The organism is Brachybacterium sp. P6-10-X1, from assembly GCF_001969445.1.
Classification (GTDB): Bacteria; Actinomycetota; Actinomycetes; order Actinomycetales; family Dermabacteraceae; genus Brachybacterium.
In genome coordinates, this window is record NZ_CP017297.1 from 2,587,563 (window position 1) to 2,602,535 (window position 14,973).

At 70.6% G+C, this 14,973-nt stretch carries 13 protein-coding genes; 3 read left to right on the plus strand and 10 right to left on the minus strand.

Features of this window, described 5'->3' with window-relative positions:
• Positions 1–181: 181 nt before the first annotated feature.
• From BH708_RS11660 to BH708_RS11675, 4 genes are all read right to left on the minus strand, one after another.
• The gene (locus tag BH708_RS11660; protein WP_076808859.1) at positions 182–1,867 is read right to left on the minus strand and encodes a ribonuclease J; all 1,686 of its coding nucleotides are present in this window, start codon (positions 1,865–1,867) and stop codon (positions 182–184) included.
• 180 nt (positions 1,868–2,047) lie between these two features.
• Positions 2,048–3,034, minus strand: a complete 987-nt coding sequence (locus tag BH708_RS11665; RefSeq protein WP_157235915.1) for an acetylxylan esterase — start codon at positions 3,032–3,034, stop codon at positions 2,048–2,050.
• Between the two features lies 1 nt (position 3,035).
• Positions 3,036–3,884, minus strand: coding sequence for a sugar phosphate isomerase/epimerase (locus BH708_RS11670; protein ID WP_076808861.1), 849 nt, complete (start codon positions 3,882–3,884; stop codon positions 3,036–3,038).
• 65 nt (positions 3,885–3,949) lie between these two features.
• Entirely contained in the window at positions 3,950–4,519 is a 570-nt protein-coding gene (locus tag BH708_RS11675; protein WP_076808864.1) for a TetR/AcrR family transcriptional regulator, read from the minus strand.
• A 93-nt stretch (positions 4,520–4,612) separates the two neighbouring features.
• On the opposite strand from BH708_RS11675, the gene BH708_RS11680 reads away from it, so the two are divergent.
• Both BH708_RS11680 and BH708_RS11685 read left to right on the plus strand, forming a co-directional pair.
• Positions 4,613–6,478 (plus strand): NAD(P)/FAD-dependent oxidoreductase, encoded by a 1,866-nt coding sequence (locus BH708_RS11680; RefSeq protein WP_083713523.1) that lies wholly within the window; start codon positions 4,613–4,615, stop codon positions 6,476–6,478.
• Complete coding sequence (locus BH708_RS11685) at positions 6,478–7,539, plus strand: SMP-30/gluconolactonase/LRE family protein (protein WP_076808865.1); 1,062 nt, start codon at positions 6,478–6,480, stop codon at positions 7,537–7,539. Before BH708_RS11680 ends, BH708_RS11685 begins: the two co-directional genes overlap by 1 nt.
• A 10-nt stretch (positions 7,540–7,549) precedes the next feature.
• Here the strand turns inward: BH708_RS11685 and BH708_RS11690 are convergent, their stop codons facing one another.
• Positions 7,550–8,059 carry a MarR family winged helix-turn-helix transcriptional regulator gene (locus tag BH708_RS11690; RefSeq protein ID WP_083713525.1) on the minus strand — a complete coding sequence of 170 codons (510 nt, stop codon included), beginning with the start codon at positions 8,057–8,059 and terminating at the stop codon, positions 7,550–7,552.
• A 133-nt stretch (positions 8,060–8,192) separates the two neighbouring features.
• Here BH708_RS11690 and BH708_RS11695 point away from each other — a divergent pair, with 133 nt between their 5' ends.
• A complete protein-coding gene (locus BH708_RS11695) occupies positions 8,193–9,713 on the plus strand; it encodes an MFS transporter (protein ID WP_083713526.1) in 1,521 nt (506 codons plus the stop codon).
• A gap of 160 nt (positions 9,714–9,873) precedes the next feature.
• On the opposite strand, the gene BH708_RS11700 is transcribed toward BH708_RS11695, so the two are convergent.
• From BH708_RS11700 to BH708_RS11720, 5 genes are all read right to left on the minus strand, one after another.
• Entirely contained in the window at positions 9,874–10,461 is a 588-nt protein-coding gene (locus BH708_RS11700; protein WP_076808868.1) for a TIGR03086 family metal-binding protein, read from the minus strand.
• Positions 10,461–10,985 (minus strand): SRPBCC family protein, encoded by a 525-nt coding sequence (locus BH708_RS11705; RefSeq protein ID WP_076808870.1) that lies wholly within the window; start codon positions 10,983–10,985, stop codon positions 10,461–10,463. Before BH708_RS11705 ends, BH708_RS11700 begins: the two co-directional genes overlap by 1 nt.
• On the minus strand, positions 10,982–11,329 hold the full coding sequence (locus BH708_RS11710) for a helix-turn-helix transcriptional regulator (RefSeq protein ID WP_076808871.1): 348 nt from the start codon (positions 11,327–11,329) through the stop codon (positions 10,982–10,984). Before BH708_RS11710 ends, BH708_RS11705 begins: the two co-directional genes overlap by 4 nt.
• 344 nt (positions 11,330–11,673) lie before the next feature.
• A complete protein-coding gene (locus BH708_RS11715) occupies positions 11,674–13,242 on the minus strand; it encodes an alpha-N-arabinofuranosidase (protein ID WP_076811200.1) in 1,569 nt (522 codons plus the stop codon).
• Between the two features lie 127 nt (positions 13,243–13,369).
• Complete coding sequence (locus BH708_RS11720; RefSeq protein WP_076808873.1) at positions 13,370–14,887, minus strand: alpha-N-arabinofuranosidase; 1,518 nt, start codon at positions 14,885–14,887, stop codon at positions 13,370–13,372.
• Between the last annotated feature and the right edge of the window lie 86 nt (positions 14,888–14,973).

Below are 14,973 nucleotides of genomic sequence, written 5' to 3' on the forward strand. Positions count from 1 at the left end.
AGCACCGTCTGCCTGATCTCCTACCGCTCGCCAGCTCGCAGCACGTCGATCAGGAAAGCACCGTCTGCCTGATCTCCTACCGCTCGCCAGCTCGCAGCACGTCGATCAGGAAAGCACCGTCTGCCTGATCTCCTACCGCTCGCCAGCTCGCAGCACGTCGATCAGGCCCGCCATCTGCCGATCAGGCGTCGACCACCACGGCCATGACGGTGGGCTCGCGCCGGTAGCTGCGGCGCAGGTAGCCGCTGACGGCGTCGACGATGATCTCCTCGATCTCGGCGATGTCGTCGATCTTGTCCTGCTGCGCACGCGCGAGCGCCTTGGTCACCTGCGCCTCGGCCCCCTCGAAGGTGCGCTTGTCGTGGACGAAGCCCTTGGTCAGGAACTCCAGCGGCTCGACGGCCCGGTTGGTCTTGGGGTCGATCAGCGCCACCACGGTGACCACGCCGCCGCCGCTGAGCTGGCGACGCTCGGCGAGGGTGTCCTCGGTCGCGGTGCCGATGGTCTGGCCGTCGACGTACACCAGACCGGCCTCGACCTTGCCGGAGACACGTGCCTTGCCATCGACCAGGTCCACGGTCACGCCGTCCTGGGCGATGACGATGTTCTGCTCCGGCACGCCGGTGCGGCGGGCCAGCTCGGCGTTCGCGTGGAGATGCTTCGACTCGCCGTGGACCGGCATGACGTTGCTGGGACGGACGATGTTGTAGCAGTACACGAGCTCACCGGCGCTGGCGTGGCCGGACACGTGGACCTTGGCGTTGCCCTTGTGGACGATGTTCGCGCCGAGGTCGGTGAGCTTGTTGATGATGCCGTAGATGGCGTTCTCGTTGCCGGGGATCAGGGAGCTGGCCATCAGCACGGTGTCGCCCTCGCCGACCTGGATCTGGTGATCGCCGTTGGCCATGCGCGCCAGCGCCGCCATCGGCTCGCCCTGGGACCCGGTGCAGATCAGCGTGATCTTGTGATCCGGCATCGACTGGATCTTCCGGAAGTCGACCACGAGGCCCTTGGGGATGTTCAGGTAGCCGAGATCGCGCGCGATCCCCATGTTGCGCACCATCGACCGGCCGACGAAGGCGACCTTGCGCCCGTTGGCATGGGCCGCGTCGAGCACCTGCTGGATGCGGTGGACGTGGCTGGCGAAGCTCGAGACGATGATCCGCCGCGGCGAGGAGGTGAACACCTGGTCGATGGCCGGGTTCAGATCCCGCTCGGAGATCGTGAACCCGGGGACCTCGGCGTTCGTGGAGTCGGTGAGGAACAGGTCCACCCCCTCCTCCCCGAGACGGGAGAAGGCGCGCAGGTCGGTGATGCGGCCGTCCAGCGGGAACTGGTCCATCTTGAAGTCGCCGGTGTGCAGCACGAGGCCGGCCTTGGTGCGGATCGCCACGGCTAGGGCGTCGGGGATGGAATGGTTGACCGCGACGAACTCGAGGTCGAACGGGCCCGCCTTGCGATGCTCGCCCGCCTCGACCTGGAGGGTCTTGGGGGTGATGCGGTGCTCCTTGAGCTTGGCCGTGATGAAGGCCAGGGTGAGCTCGGAGCCGATCAGGGGGATGTCGCCCCGCTCCTTGAGCAGGTACGGCACGCCGCCGATGTGGTCCTCGTGGCCGTGGGTCAGGACGATCGCCTCGATGTCGTCGAGTCGATCCCGGATGGACGTGAAGTCGGGCAGGATCACGTCGATGCCGGGCTGATGGTCCTCGGGGAACAGCACGCCGCAATCGACGATCAGCAGCTTGCCGGCGAACTCGAAGACGGTCATGTTGCGGCCGACCTCGCCGAGGCCGCCGAGAGCGGTGATGCGCATGCCGTTCTTGCGAAGGCGCGAGGGGGCGGAGAGCTTGGAGGTGGGAGAGGGCATGGGGAATCTCAATCGTCGAACGGTCAGGGTCTCAAGAGTCGGGTGTCGCGCGCGGCGCCGAGGCGCGCAGCAGCGTGCACACCATTCACGGTACGGCAGGAATGCGGCTTTTCCGCATTCATGCTGGATTGACCACGTTCGAGACGCCGGTCTCTGCCGCACGGCGACCGCCCGGCGGACTCAGGCGAGCCGCTCCGCCAAGGCCTGCAGCGAGCGCTCGGCACGGAAGGCGTGGCCGCCGTCGGTGACGACGAGCTCCGGAGGGACCGCGCCGTGGGTCTCCCAGGCCGGGGCGAGCTGCACGAAGGAGGCTCGGGTCGCCCCGATCGGGAAGATGTGGTCCCGCTCCCCCGCCTCCAGGATCAACGGGCGCGGGGCGACGAGGGCGGCGATGTCCGCCATCTCCGTCTCCGGCAGGATTCCGGGGATGATGTTGCAGGGGCAGTGCCGGATCGAGCACAGACTTGCTGCGAAGCTGCAGAAGTAGGTCGCGACCAGGGCCGCTGAGATCGAGGAATCCACGGCTGCGGCCAGCAGCGAGACCGCTCCCCCTCCGGAACCGCCCGCCACCGCGACCCGCTGCGGGTCGACACCGTCGAGCTGACGCAGCGCATCGACGGCGGCGAGCGCATCACTCACCCGCGCCCCCATCAGAGGCGGGCCGTGCATCAGGTGGCGCACCGCGTCGACCCCGCAGGAGCTCTCGGTGTCCGCGTACGGCGCCGAGCCCTCAGGGAGGGGGAAGCGTCGTCGGCCGAAACTGATCATCTCGGGGCACAGCACCGTGAAGCCCGCGCTCACGAACTTGTGGGCGAGCCCGTCGTGGTACTCGTCGACCGGGTCGACGGCCACCAGGTCGTCGATGCCGCGGCCGTGCCCGGCGATCAGCACCACGCCCGCGCCGGTGTCCCGGTCCGACGAGGGGCGCAGGAGGAAGGCGGGGATCTCGTCCCCGGCGGCGGTACGGATCGAGGTCTCGTCGACTACCCGGGGTGCGACGCCGTCGGCCGTGTGCGGCGAGGCCTCGGCGGCGTGGAGCGGCCCATCGGCGGGCTCGGCGCCGGACGTCGGTCCCCCGCGCGCGAGCGCGGCCGGCGGCCGGTCGCCGGCCGCCTCCGGGAGCCCGAGCAGCGAGCGCAGATGCTGCCGGCGTGCCCCGCTGCTCACCTCACTCCCCCGCCACAGCACGCTCCAGGCGCTGGGAGATGTCGGCGAGCACCTCGTCGACGGGCTGCTCGGCGAGCTCCTTCATGAACGGTTCGACCTTCACGGGGCCGGTGTACCCGGCAGCGTGGACGGCACCCATGAAGCCGGCGAGATCGATGACCCCGGTGGTGTAGGGCAGGCGACGGTCGAGGTCCTGCTGCTGGTCGCGCTCGCGATCATCGCGGGCGTCGTTGATGTCGACCGAGACGATGTCCGCGTCGGTGAGTCCTGCGAGGTCCTCGGCGCTCTCCCCGGCGGTGTACCAGTGGTAGCTGTCCAGGATGAGACCGACGTTGCCGGCCCCGGACTCGGCGATCAGCTCGCGCGCCTCGCGCAGGCCGTGGATGAAGGGGAACCGCTCGGTGGACCAGAAGGTCTTGGGACCGATGTACTCCAGGCCGAGCCGCAGTCCGGCATCGGCCAGCAGCTCGGCGACCAGGGAGAGGCGGCCGACGTGCAGGCGCCAGTTCTGGCGGTGGTCGAGCACGTCATGCATGGGCCGGATCCAGGTGCCGACGCGGGTGACACCGGCGGCCCGCAGCAGCTCGAGGGTCGCAGGCATGTCCACGAGCGCCTCGCGGAACTCTGCGGCGGGTGCGTCCAGCGGCACGGGCAGGCCGGCCATGCCCCATGCGAGACCGCGTTCGCGCACCTCGGCGGCATGCTCGGCGACGGCCCCCGTGCTGCCCAGGGAGCGGAAGTACTCCGGGTCGGGGTCGATGCCGCCGAAGCCGTGCTTCGCGGCGAGTTCTATCGCGGTGGGATGGACCAGGGAGAGACCGAGTGCGCCGGGCGAGAGATTCGAGAACATCCGCTCAGCCTAGGCGCGATCGCTTCCCACGTGGTGATCCGGGCCACGATGTCCACCTGCTGGGATCAGCCGGTCTCCGGCGGTGGCGTCGTGAACAGGCCGCGGTGCAGGATCCGCCGAGCGCGTGCGAGGCCGTCGGAACCGCCCGCACGATGGTCCGCCGCGAGAGCTGCCATCATCATCGGCAGCGCGAGCAGGACGTCCTCGGCGGTCGTGCCGGGATGCGCGGCGCCTGCCGCGCGCGCCTGCGCCACCAGGGGCGCGAAGGCAGCCTTCGTCCGGCCCGAGAGCTCCGCGAGCCCGCTGCTCCGCTCGCGGGCGGCCATCTGCGCCAACCACGGCGTGACGATCTGGACGTCCAGGACGTGGCGGAACAGCTGGGCGGCCCCGTCGTCCCGTCCCTGAAGAGTCCTCGCCCGCGCTTCGATCTCCTCGACGTTCTCCCGCAGGACCGCGGCGGCGAGCGCCTCACGATCGGCGAAGTGGCGATGCAGCGTGGTGCGGCTGACCCCGGCCTCACGCGCTATCTCATCCAAGGGCACCTCGGGCCCGTGCTCCGCCGCGACATGTCGAGCGGCGGCGAGGAGTCGTGCGCGGTTCCGCGCCGCATCGCGCCGCGCAGGTGCCTCAGCCATGCCCGAACTGTACCTATCGACGAGGTCATGGCGTGCTTGCGGCCAAAACGTACGTTGATGTACGTTTCTTGCTCGTTGCGAGGAAGGACCCCTATGACGGACACGACCATCACGACCGATGACCTCGATCCCGGCATCGACCCCGAGGCACTGCGCGCGAAGTACCGTCGGGAGCGGGATCGTCGGATCCGCTCCGACGGGACCGGCCAGTACCGCCGGACGGCCGGGGAGTTCGGCTACTACGCCAAGGACCCGTACACGCCGCCGACCGACCGCGCTCCCCTGTCGGACACGGTCGAGGTGCTGGTGATCGGCGCCGGCTTCGGAGGCCTGCTCACGGCCGCGAAGCTCCGGGACGCAGGCGTCCGGTCCCTGCGGCTGATGGACGAGGCCGGCGACGTGGGCGGGACCTGGTACTGGAACCGCTACCCCGGCATCCACTGCGACATCGAGTCCTACCTGTACATGCCGCTGCTGGAGGAGACCGGCTACATGCCGCAGTGGCGCTACGCGCCCGGCGAGGAGATCCGTCGGCACACGGTGCGGATCGCCGAGCACTACGACCTCTACCGCGACACCGCCTTCCACACCCGAGCCACCGAGCTGAGCTGGGACGAGGAGGAGGCGCACTGGCTGGTGCGCACCGATCGCGGGGATGCGATGCACGCCCGCTGCGTCGTCGTCTCCTCCGGCACGCTCTCCCAGCCGAAGCTCCCCGACATCCCGGGGATCGAGGACTTCGGCGGGCACACCTTCCACACCAGCCGCTGGGACTACGGCTACACCGGCGGCGATGCCGAGGGCGGCATGACGGGACTGACCGACAAGCGCGTGGCCGTCATCGGCACCGGAGCGACCGGTCTGCAGGCGATCCCGAAGATCGCCGCGGATGCACAGCATCTGTCCGTCTTCCAGCGCACCCCCTCCACCGTCGACGTGCGCGCGAACCGCCCCACCGACCCCGCGTGGGCCGCCTCGTTGCAGCCGGGCTGGCAGCGCGAACGGATGGAGAACTTCCTGGAGACCCTCGCCGGCGAGGACGTCGAGGAGGACCTGGTCGGCGACGGCTGGACCGCCACGCCGGCCCTGCAGCGCACGATGATCACCGGCAAGGTCGACACCTCGCTCGAGCCCGCCGAGCGCGAGCGCCGGGACGAGCTCGCCGATTTCGCGACCATGAATCGGATCCGCTCCCGGGTGGACGAGGTGGTCGAGGATCCGGCCACGGCCGAGGCGCTCAAACCCTGGTATCGCTACATGTGCAAGCGGCCCGGATTCAGCGATCAGTACCTCCAGGCCTTCAACCGCGACAACGTCACCCTCGTCGACACCGCGGATCACGGCGGCGTCACCCGGATGACGCAGAACGCGGTGGTCGTCGGCGAGCAGGAGTACGAGGTCGACTGCGTCATCTTCGCCACGGGCTTCGAGACCGGGGTCTCCGGGGCCGTCTCCGGCACGCTCCCGGTCCACGGCCGGGGCGGGACCCCGCTGCTGCAGGCCTGGGCCCGCGGCCCGCGCACCCTGCACGGCTTCACCACCCACGGCTTCCCGAACCTGTTCCAGCTGGGCTCGCTGCAGAACGCGAACTCGGTGAACTTCGTGCACATCCTGTCCGAGCAGGCCGAGCACATCGCAGCGATGATCGGTGCGGCTCGCGACAGCGGCGCCCTCTACGTCGAGCCCACCCGCGAGGCGGAACAGGCTTGGTGCGACACCATCGAGGAGGTCGCCGTCGACAACTCCGCGTTCCTCGCCGAGTGCACCCCCGGGTACTACAACGGCGAGGGCACCCGACGTGGCCCGTCCACGTCCTACGCGCCGGGCCCGGTGGCCTTCCACCGGCTGCTCGCCGCGTGGCGCGAGAACAGCATGGACGAGGTGCTCGTCCACGCCGGTCCCGGCGCACCGCGCCGTGAGAGCTCGCACGGCGTGCCCGTCGGCCCGGGAGTCGCCTGATGCGCGCCGGGCGCTCGACGGCCGTCGGAACGGTGCCCCGGCGCTCCGTGGCCGTCCTGGCGGTCGCCGCCGTCACGCTGCCGCTGGCGGGCTGCCTGGAGTCCGGGGAACCGGCCCCTCCGAGCCGGTCCGCCTCTGCGGCCGACGGGCCCAGCCGTCTGACCGCGCAGCGGCTCCTGCAGGTCACCGAACCTCATGAGGCCACGGGACGGACGCTGCTCGAGGGGCCGACGTTCGACGAGGGCGGTCGCCTGTACCTGGTCGACGTCACCGCCCCGGCCGAGGCGCCCAAGGTGATGCGGGTCGATCTGGACTCCCAGGAGGTGACCGAGGTGTTCACGGACGAGACCGGTGCCTACACCTCGGCGCAGTGGGGTCCGAGGGACGGCCGGCTGTACCTGACCGACTACGCGTCCGGGCGGATCGTCAGCATCACCGCTGACGGCGAGGATCCGCAGACGATCTTCGAGGGAGAGGTGGAGGGGCGCGCCATGCACCCCGACGATCTCGCGTTCGACGAGGACGGGAACTTCTTCGTCACCGATTCGTCCCCGACCGCCTACCCCGACGCGGAGCCCGCCGGGCGCGTGGTGCGGATCGATGCCGGCTCCGGCGAGGCGACCGTGCTCGCCGACGGCCAGCCGAACCCCAACGGGATCTCCTACGACGCGAGGACGTCGGCGCTCTGGGTCAGCCAGCTGGACGCGAACCGCATCGACCGTCTGCTGCTGGACGAGGAGGGGACCGCGGTCGCCACCGAGCACACCGCCATCCACGTGGACGGCGGCCCGTCCCGGACCGACTCGAACGCGCTCGACGCCGACGGGAACATCTACCAGGGCGTGCACGGCATCCCGCGGATCCTGGTGTACGGCCCGGACGGTGCGCCGAGGGCCACCGTCGGCCTTCCGGAGGAGGACGAGGGCCTCGAGTCGGCGACGAACATCGCGATCGAGCCGGGCACCACCGATGCGTACGTCACCGTCAGCGGGCCGGCCGGCGGGTTCGTGTACCGCTTCGACACCCTGGCCGAGGGCACCAGGGCATCGAACGGCGGATGAGAGGTCCGGGTCAGTCGCCGTCGCGCGGGCGGGGCCGACCCGCGGCCTCGACGACGACCCGGTAGGCCTCGGAGAAGCGGGCCAGCAGGCGCAGGAACTCGGTGGCCTCAGGTTCCCCCAGGGCGTCCAGCGCCTCGCGGTAGCCGTCCAGGGCGGAGGCGACGTCGGCCTCGAAGAGGTCATGGCCCGCCTCCGTCCGCGCGAAGACGTAGGCGCCGCCGCCCTCCGGACGAGACCGCTCCAGCAGCCCCGCCGCGACGGCGGCGTTGACCTGCCGATTGACGGTGGATTGCTCGAGATGGAGCGCGTCGGAGATCTCCCGCAGAGTGCGCGGCCGCTCGTCGAAGAAGAGCCAGAGGATGCGCAGATCGGCATCCCCCAGCACCTGCTGCTGCCGATGGAGCCGTTGATGGCGGGTCAACCGGGTGAGCAGCGCGGCCGTGGTGCGGCCGCGGTCGTCGTCCTCCTCGATGCGCCCGTCGCCGACGCCCGAGGTGCGGCCCTCGCCGTCCCTCGTCATGCGTCGCGGCCGCTCCTGCGTCATCTGCCCCTCCGTGATCCTCGACTCGGCCTCACCATATATGCACTTTACACATCGAGTGCGCCTATGTAGTTTGCACATCACTTCTCCCAGTCCTGACCAGAAGGTGACGATGAACAGCTCTTCCCAGACCCAGGAGGCGGTGCGCGGCCCTGCCGGCCCCACCGGCCCCGCCGACCCCACCGGCCCCGCCGGCCCCGCCGGGCACCCGATCCTGATCCTCATCGTGGCCGGCTTCTCCAGCCTGTGCGCCGCGCTCATGCAGTCGCTCGTGATCCCGATCCAGCCGCAGCTGCCCGAGATGCTCTCCACCTCGGCGTCCAACGCCGCGTGGGTGGTCACCGCCACCTTGCTGGCCGGTGGCGTCGCCATGCCGGTGACCGGCAAGCTCGCCGACCTCAAGGGGCGCAAGCCCGTGCTGGTGGGTTCTGCGCTCCTGCTGCTGATCGGCTCGCTGATCTGCGCCCTGGGCGACTCCTTCGCGCCGGTCCTCATCGGCCGCGTCCTGCAGGGCCTGGCCATGGGCTACATCCCGGTGGCCATCAGCTTCGTGCGCGAGGTGATGCCCCCGCACCTGCGCAACACCGCGGTCGCCGCCATCAGCGCAACCCTCGGCGTCGGGGGCGCCCTCGGCCTGCCCATCGCCGCCTGGGTCGTCCAGAGCTACGACTGGCACGCCCTGTTCTGGCTGGCCACAGTGCTGGCGGTGATCATGATGGTCGCCTCGATCGTGGTCCTGCCGAACCATCCGGCCACCGGCTCCGGGAAGCTCGACGTGGTCGGTGCGATCGGTCTGTCCGTCGGCGTCGTCGCGGTCCTCGTCGGCGTCTCCAAGGGCACCGACTGGGGCTGGGTCAGCCCCTCGACCCTCGGAGCGATCCTCGGCGGCATCGTGGTGCTGCTGCTGTGGGGACGCTTCGAGATCGGCCACGACAACCCGCTGGTCGACCTGCGCACGACGGCGCGTCGGCCGGTGCTTCTGACGAACATCGCCGCGCTGATGGCCGGCTTCGGCATGATGGCGCAGTCGATCGCCGTCCCCCAGCTGCTGCAGGCCCCCGACGCGACCGGCTACGGGCTCGGCCAGACGGTGCTGCAGGCCGGACTGTGGATGGCCCCTGCCGGGCTGATGATGATGATCTTCACCCCGATCTCCAGCCGCATGCTGACCCGCCTGGGCGGACGCACCACGCTGGCCACCGGCATGGTCGTGATGGCCTGCGGCTACCTGGTCGCCTTCTTCCTGACCGATGCGCCGTGGCAGCTGATGCTCGCAGCCTGCGTCTCCTCGGCCGGCGTGGGCATCGCCTACGCGGCGATGCCCACCCTGATCATGGAGAACTCCCCCGCCTCGGAGGCCGGAGCGGGAGTCGGCGTGAACGCACTGATGCGCTCGATGGGCACCACCGTCGCGGGCGCGGTGATGGCGATCGTGCTCACCTCGATCACGACCACCATGGCCGGCGCCTCGCTGCCCACGGTGACCGCGTTCAAGGTGTGCTTCGCCCTCGGCGCGGTCGCGGGCCTCGGAGCCGCCGCGGTCACGCTGTTCATCCGCCGCCGCTCACCGGAGGAGGCCGCGGCCGACGTCACCACGGGGCCCGAGGCCGTCGACGAGCCGGCGCTGCCCTGAACTGCCCACCCGGGCCGGACCCCGGGCGACTCGACGAGGCCCCGACCAGTGCTCTCCTGGTCGGGGCCTCGTCGGGGCCTGGTCGAGGCCTCGTCGGGCCGGGTCCCTCGAGGCTCCGGCGGATCGGGCCCTCGACCGGGGCCCTCAACCGCTCGGGTCCTCAGCGGTTCGGCTCCCACCGCGGGTCGCGGCCCAGGAAGGCGAACAGCTTCTCCTGCTCGGTGGCGTCATCCGGGACCGGCTGCTGCTGCCCGAACTGGCCGCTGGGGCGCAGCTGCTCCTCCATCGCGCTCATGCCGGTGAAGGCGTCGTGGACCAGGTCGGGATCGAGGGTGTCGTCCTGGCCGGAGGAGCGAGCGAGGTCCCAGGTGTGGAAGAAGACGTCGACCGTGTAGACGGCGTCGACCAGCTCCGGCACCGGCCGGTCCTGCCCCGTGTGCGGCCCGGAATGCCGGTGATCGGCGGCTGCCGGGTCCTCCAGCAGCTCCTGCACCTGCTCATCGAGATGCGCCCAGGCCACGACCGGGTCCACCTCGACGTCCGGGCCGTCCGCGAAGCGGAAGGTCGAACCCCCGTGGACGAGGGCCGGCAACCATGTGGTCAGATGCCCGACGACGTCCCGGGCGCGCCATTCCTGCACCGGAGTGGGGGCGTCCCAGTCGGTCACGCCGACCACGGTCCGGGTGAGACCTGCGGCGATCCGGCGGTACTTCTCCTCGGGCGGGAGCTGGGGCAGGGGCGTCGACATCACGCCCCCGCGCCGCGGGTCGACGGGCCCGGGACGGGGTCCCCTGCCAGCAGGGCGTCGAGGGCCGCGTAGCCCTCGTGCACCCCGACGTCCATGCCGCTGTCGAGCATCTGGGCCCGGCTCTCGAAGGAGTCGAACATCGAGGTGCTGTGCATGCGGGTCCAGCCGTCGCCGAGATCCTCGAGGCGCATCGTCTCCAAGGAGACGCCCTCGGGCCAGCCGTCGAAGGTGAAGGTCTGGACGATGCGGTCCTCGGTGACGTCGTGGAAGCTGCCGTGGAAGGAGTACTCCTCCCCGTCCGGCCCGATGTTGACCATGGCCCAGGCGCCGCCGGTGCGGGCGTCCCAGTGCTCGATGCGGGTCGAGAGGTCCTTGGGACCGACCCACTGGGCGTAGAGCTCGGGATCGGTGTGAGCCCGCAGGACCTGTGCGGGTGCGGCGTGGAAGTCACGTGTGATGCGGATCTGCGGGAGATCAGGGTCGGCGTCGATGGTGGCGGTTCTCAGGTGATCGGCGGTGCTCATGAGAGGTGCTCCTCGGTATCGGTGGTTCCGGTGGTCTGCAGCAGCTCGTCGAGGCGGTCCATGCGCTCGTCGACGGCGCGGCGATGTCGATCGATCCAGTCGGTCAGCTCCCCCAGCACCTCGGCGTCGAGGTGCACGGGGCGGCGTTGGGCGTCGCGCCGGCGGGTCACCAGCGCGGCGGACTCGAGGACCGCGATGTGCTTGCTCACGGCCTGCAGGGACATGTCGTAGGGGGCGGCGAGCTCTCCCACGGTGGCATCACCGAGGGTGAGGCGGGAGACGAGGTCCCGCCGCGTCGGATCGGCGAGGGCCGCGAAGGCCCTCGACAGGGTGTCGTCGTCCATCCCTCCCTTTCTCAACTCCTTGGTTGACAAGAGAGACGCTACGCCCCACACCCTCCATCGTCAACCCTGCGGTTGAACACAAGGGTCATGCCGAGCACGACGCACGATGCCGCGGGGCGCCGGGATGGGCAGACATCGTCGGGTACGGGCGTCCAGGCGGGCTTCCTGGCTATATGGCCAGGGCGCACGCCAGGACGCCCGTACCCGACCATCACCAGCCGGGGCCGCTCCGCTCGCGGCCGCTCCGCGTGCGGCAGCTCAGGCCAGCTGCAGCTCCACAGTCGCGAAGGAATGCGCCAGCTCAAACCTGCTGCAGCTCCACAGTCGCGAGGGAATGCGCCAGCTCAAACCAGCTGCAGCTCCACGGTCGCGAAGGAATGCGGCGGCAGCGTGATCTCGAGACCCCGCTCGTGCGAGCGGACGTCCTCGAGCGGGGCCGGAGCGACGGCCCGGGGATCCTCCGGGGTGTTGTGCGCGGCGGTGGAGGCTCCGGTCAGCACGGCGGCCCGATGCCCGGTGACCGCCCGGCCCCGCAGGTCCAGCACGAGGGTGCGCGGGGCGTCGGCATCGAGGTTCGACAGGGAGATCAGCGCGGTGCCCTCCTCGCTGCGCACCGACGCGGAGGCCGAGACCAGCGGCAGTGCCCGGCCGTCGACCTCGGCCGGCTCCTCGGGGAGCGTCACGTGGGTGGCGAGCGCAGCGGCATCCTGGTGCCCGGCGTTCATCGCGAACACGTGGTAGGTCGGGGTGAGCACGAGGGCCCCGGAGTCAGGGTCGGTGAGGATCATCGCCTGCAGCACGTTCACGGTCTGGGCGATGTTCGCCATGATCAGGCGATCGGCATGGCGGTGGAAGCCGTCGAAGTGGATGGAGGCGACCAGGGCATCGCGCACGGTGTTCTGCTGGTACAGGAAACCGGGGTTCGTGCCGGGCTCGACGTTCCACCAGGTGCCCCATTCGTCGAACACCAGGCCCACTTTCCGGTGCGGGTCGTAGTGGTCCATGACGGTGGCGTGTCGGGCCACCAGCTCTTCGGCGCGGGCCGCACGGGAGAGGGTCAGGTACCACTCCCGGTCGGTGAACTCCGTGGCGCTGCCCTTGTCCGCCCAGGGGCCGGACATCGTGTAGTAGTGCATGGAGATCGCCTGGTAGGGGCCGGGCCGCCCGTCGCTGCTGTCGAGGTTCGTCGCCGCCCGCATCAGCGACTCGGTCCACGCGTAGTCGTCGTCGCTGGCGCCCGCGGCGATGCGGGTGACGCGGTTGCCGGGGTCCCCGCCCTGATCGCGCACGTAGGTGGAGTACTGGCGCGCCAGCGCGGCATAGTCCTCGGCACGCATGGTCCCGCCGCAGCCCCAGGGCTCGTTGCCGATGCCGACGAAGGGCACCGCCCACGGCTCCTCGCGGCCGTTCTCCCGGCGCAGGGAGGCCATCGGGGAGTCGTCGGCGCGGGTGAGGTACTCGATCCACTCGCTCATCTCCGCGACGGTGCCGGAGCCGACGTTGCCGTTGACGTACGCCTCGGTGCCGAGCAGCTCGACGAGATCCATGAACTCGTGGGTGCCGAAGGAGTTGTCCTCGATGACGTCGCCCCAGTGGGAGTTGATCATCCGTGGGCGGTCCTGGCGGGGGCCGATGCCGTCCTTCCAGTGGTAGTCGTCGGCGAAGCAGCCGCCGGGCCAGCGCAGGTTCGGGATCTGCAGGGCCCGCAGAGCCTCGACGACGTCGCTGCGGATGCCGCGGACGTTCGGGATCTCGGAGTCCTCGCCGACGAAGAAGCCGCCGTAGATGCAGCGGCCGAGGTGCTCGGCGAAGTGGCCGTAGAGGTGGCGGCTGATCGTGGGGCCGGGCAGGTCGAGGTCGACGACGACGCGGGCCGGTCCGTCGTCCGTGCGACGGGTGGAGCCGGTCGCCACGGTGCCGAGGGCGGACACCAGGGAACGGGTGAGCGAGGACGAGGGCACGGAGAGCTCTCCTTCGAGCGGGGCGGTCGGGCAATGCGGGCCCGACCGGGAGCGATCCCCCGGCCGGGCCACGTGCGGGTCAGGCGCGGCGCGCGAGGCGGATCATGGTCCAGGAGATCGCCGGCAGGTCGCCGCCGAGGTGATTCTCCGTCAGCGCGACCGAGCCGTTGGCGGCGGGAGTCACGGCCTCGGGGGCGCTCCTGGTGTTCGCGGCGTAGGGGTCCTCGTGGTGCAGCGTGAGCGCCTCGACCAGCTCGAGGTCGCCGAAGGCCGACAGGTCCACGTCCAGGGCCAGCTGCTCGTCGGCGCCGCGGTTGACGACGAAGAGCGACAGGTCTCCGGAGTCCTCGTCCCAGGTGGCGACGGCGTCGGCCGCGGAGCTGGTCCCGAAGCGCCGGTTCTCGAAACTCGGGGCGTCCAGGCGCACGTCGAGCACCTCGCCCCGGGCGTGGCGGGAGGTCAGCGCGAAGGGGTGGAAGGTGGTCTGCTTCCAGCTCGCACCGCCGGGCTCGGTCATGATCGGGGCGATCACGTTGACCAGCTGCGCCAGGGAGGCGGAGGCGACGCGGTCGCTGTGGCGCAGCAGGGAGATCAGCAGATTCCCGAACACCACCGCGTCCATGGCGGAGTAGGTGTCCTCGAGCAGCACGGGAGCGACGGGCCAGTCCTCGCCGCTGGGCGGGCGGGACTCCGCGCGGTGCTGGTACCAGATGTTCCACTCGTCGAAGCTGACCATGATCCGCTTGTCGCGCCCCAGCTTCGCGCGCACGTGGTCCGCGGTGGCGACGACGGAGTCGATGAAGTGGTCCATGTCGTCGGCCGAAGCGAGGAAGGAGGCCTGGTCGCCGTCCTGCTCGGAGTAGTAGGCGTGGGCCGAGATCATGTCGACGTGGTCGTAGGCCTCGGTGAGCACGATGTTCTCCCACTCCCCGAAGGTCTCCATCGAGGAGTTCGAGGACCCGCAGGCGACGAGCTCGAGGCCCGGGTCCTCCTGGCGCAGCAGACGGGCGGTCTCGGTGGCGAGGCGGGCGTACTCCTCGGGGGTCTTGTGGCCGGCCTGCCAGGGGCCGTCCATCTCGTTGCCCAGGCACCACATGCTGATCCCGTAGGGCGCGGCATGCCCGTTGGCAGCTCGCTCGTCGGACAGTGCGATGCCCTCCGGAGCATTGGCGTACTGGAGCACGTCCAGCGCCTCCTCGATGCCGCGGGTGCCGAGGTTCACGGCGTACATCGGCTCGACCCCGGCCTTGGCGACCCAGGCCATGAACTCGTCCAGGCCCACGGTGTTGGGTTCGGTGGAGTGCCAGGCGAGGTCGTGGCGGGCGGGGCGCTGCTCGAGAGGGCCGACGCCGTCCTCCCACCTGTAGCCCGAGACGAAGTTGCCGCCGGGATAGCGCACGGAGCTCACGCCGAGTTCGCGGGTCAGGGCGAGCACATCGGTGCGGAAGCCGTCCTCGTCGGCCGACGGGTGATCCGGCTCGTGGATGCCGGTGTAGACGCAGCGGCCGAGATGCTCGACGAAGGCGCCGAAGGTGCGTCGACGCACGGGCGCGACCCGGAAGGCGGGGTTCAGAGCAAGGGTGATACGGGAAGACATCGGTGTCGGCATCCTTCTCGGGAGGGGCGGCGGAGCGGTCGACGCCGTATCACCGCCGCGCGGCAGCCGGACGAGGACCGGACGTT

Excerpts from the sequence above, each read along its gene's own strand:
- BH708_RS11720 (WP_076808873.1), bottom strand. The coding sequence starts at position 14,887 with ATGTCTTCCCGTATCACCCTTGCTCTGAACCCCGCCTTCCGGGTCGCG.
- BH708_RS11695 (WP_083713526.1), top strand. The coding sequence starts at position 8,193 with ATGAACAGCTCTTCCCAGACCCAGGAGGCGGTGCGCGGCCCTGCCGGC.
- BH708_RS11700 (WP_076808868.1), bottom strand. The coding sequence starts at position 10,461 with ATGTCGACGCCCCTGCCCCAGCTCCCGCCCGAGGAGAAGTACCGCCGG.
- BH708_RS11680 (WP_083713523.1), top strand. The coding sequence starts at position 4,613 with ATGACGGACACGACCATCACGACCGATGACCTCGATCCCGGCATCGAC.
- BH708_RS11710 (WP_076808871.1), bottom strand. The coding sequence starts at position 11,329 with ATGGACGACGACACCCTGTCGAGGGCCTTCGCGGCCCTCGCCGATCCG.
- BH708_RS11660 (WP_076808859.1), bottom strand. The coding sequence starts at position 1,867 with ATGCCCTCTCCCACCTCCAAGCTCTCCGCCCCCTCGCGCCTTCGCAAG.
- BH708_RS11685 (WP_076808865.1), top strand. The coding sequence starts at position 6,478 with ATGCGCGCCGGGCGCTCGACGGCCGTCGGAACGGTGCCCCGGCGCTCC.
- BH708_RS11690 (WP_083713525.1), bottom strand. The coding sequence starts at position 8,059 with ATGACGAGGGACGGCGAGGGCCGCACCTCGGGCGTCGGCGACGGGCGC.
- BH708_RS11670 (WP_076808861.1), bottom strand. The coding sequence starts at position 3,884 with ATGTTCTCGAATCTCTCGCCCGGCGCACTCGGTCTCTCCCTGGTCCAT.
- BH708_RS11675 (WP_076808864.1), bottom strand. The coding sequence starts at position 4,519 with ATGGCTGAGGCACCTGCGCGGCGCGATGCGGCGCGGAACCGCGCACGA.
- BH708_RS11705 (WP_076808870.1), bottom strand. The coding sequence starts at position 10,985 with ATGAGCACCGCCGATCACCTGAGAACCGCCACCATCGACGCCGACCCT.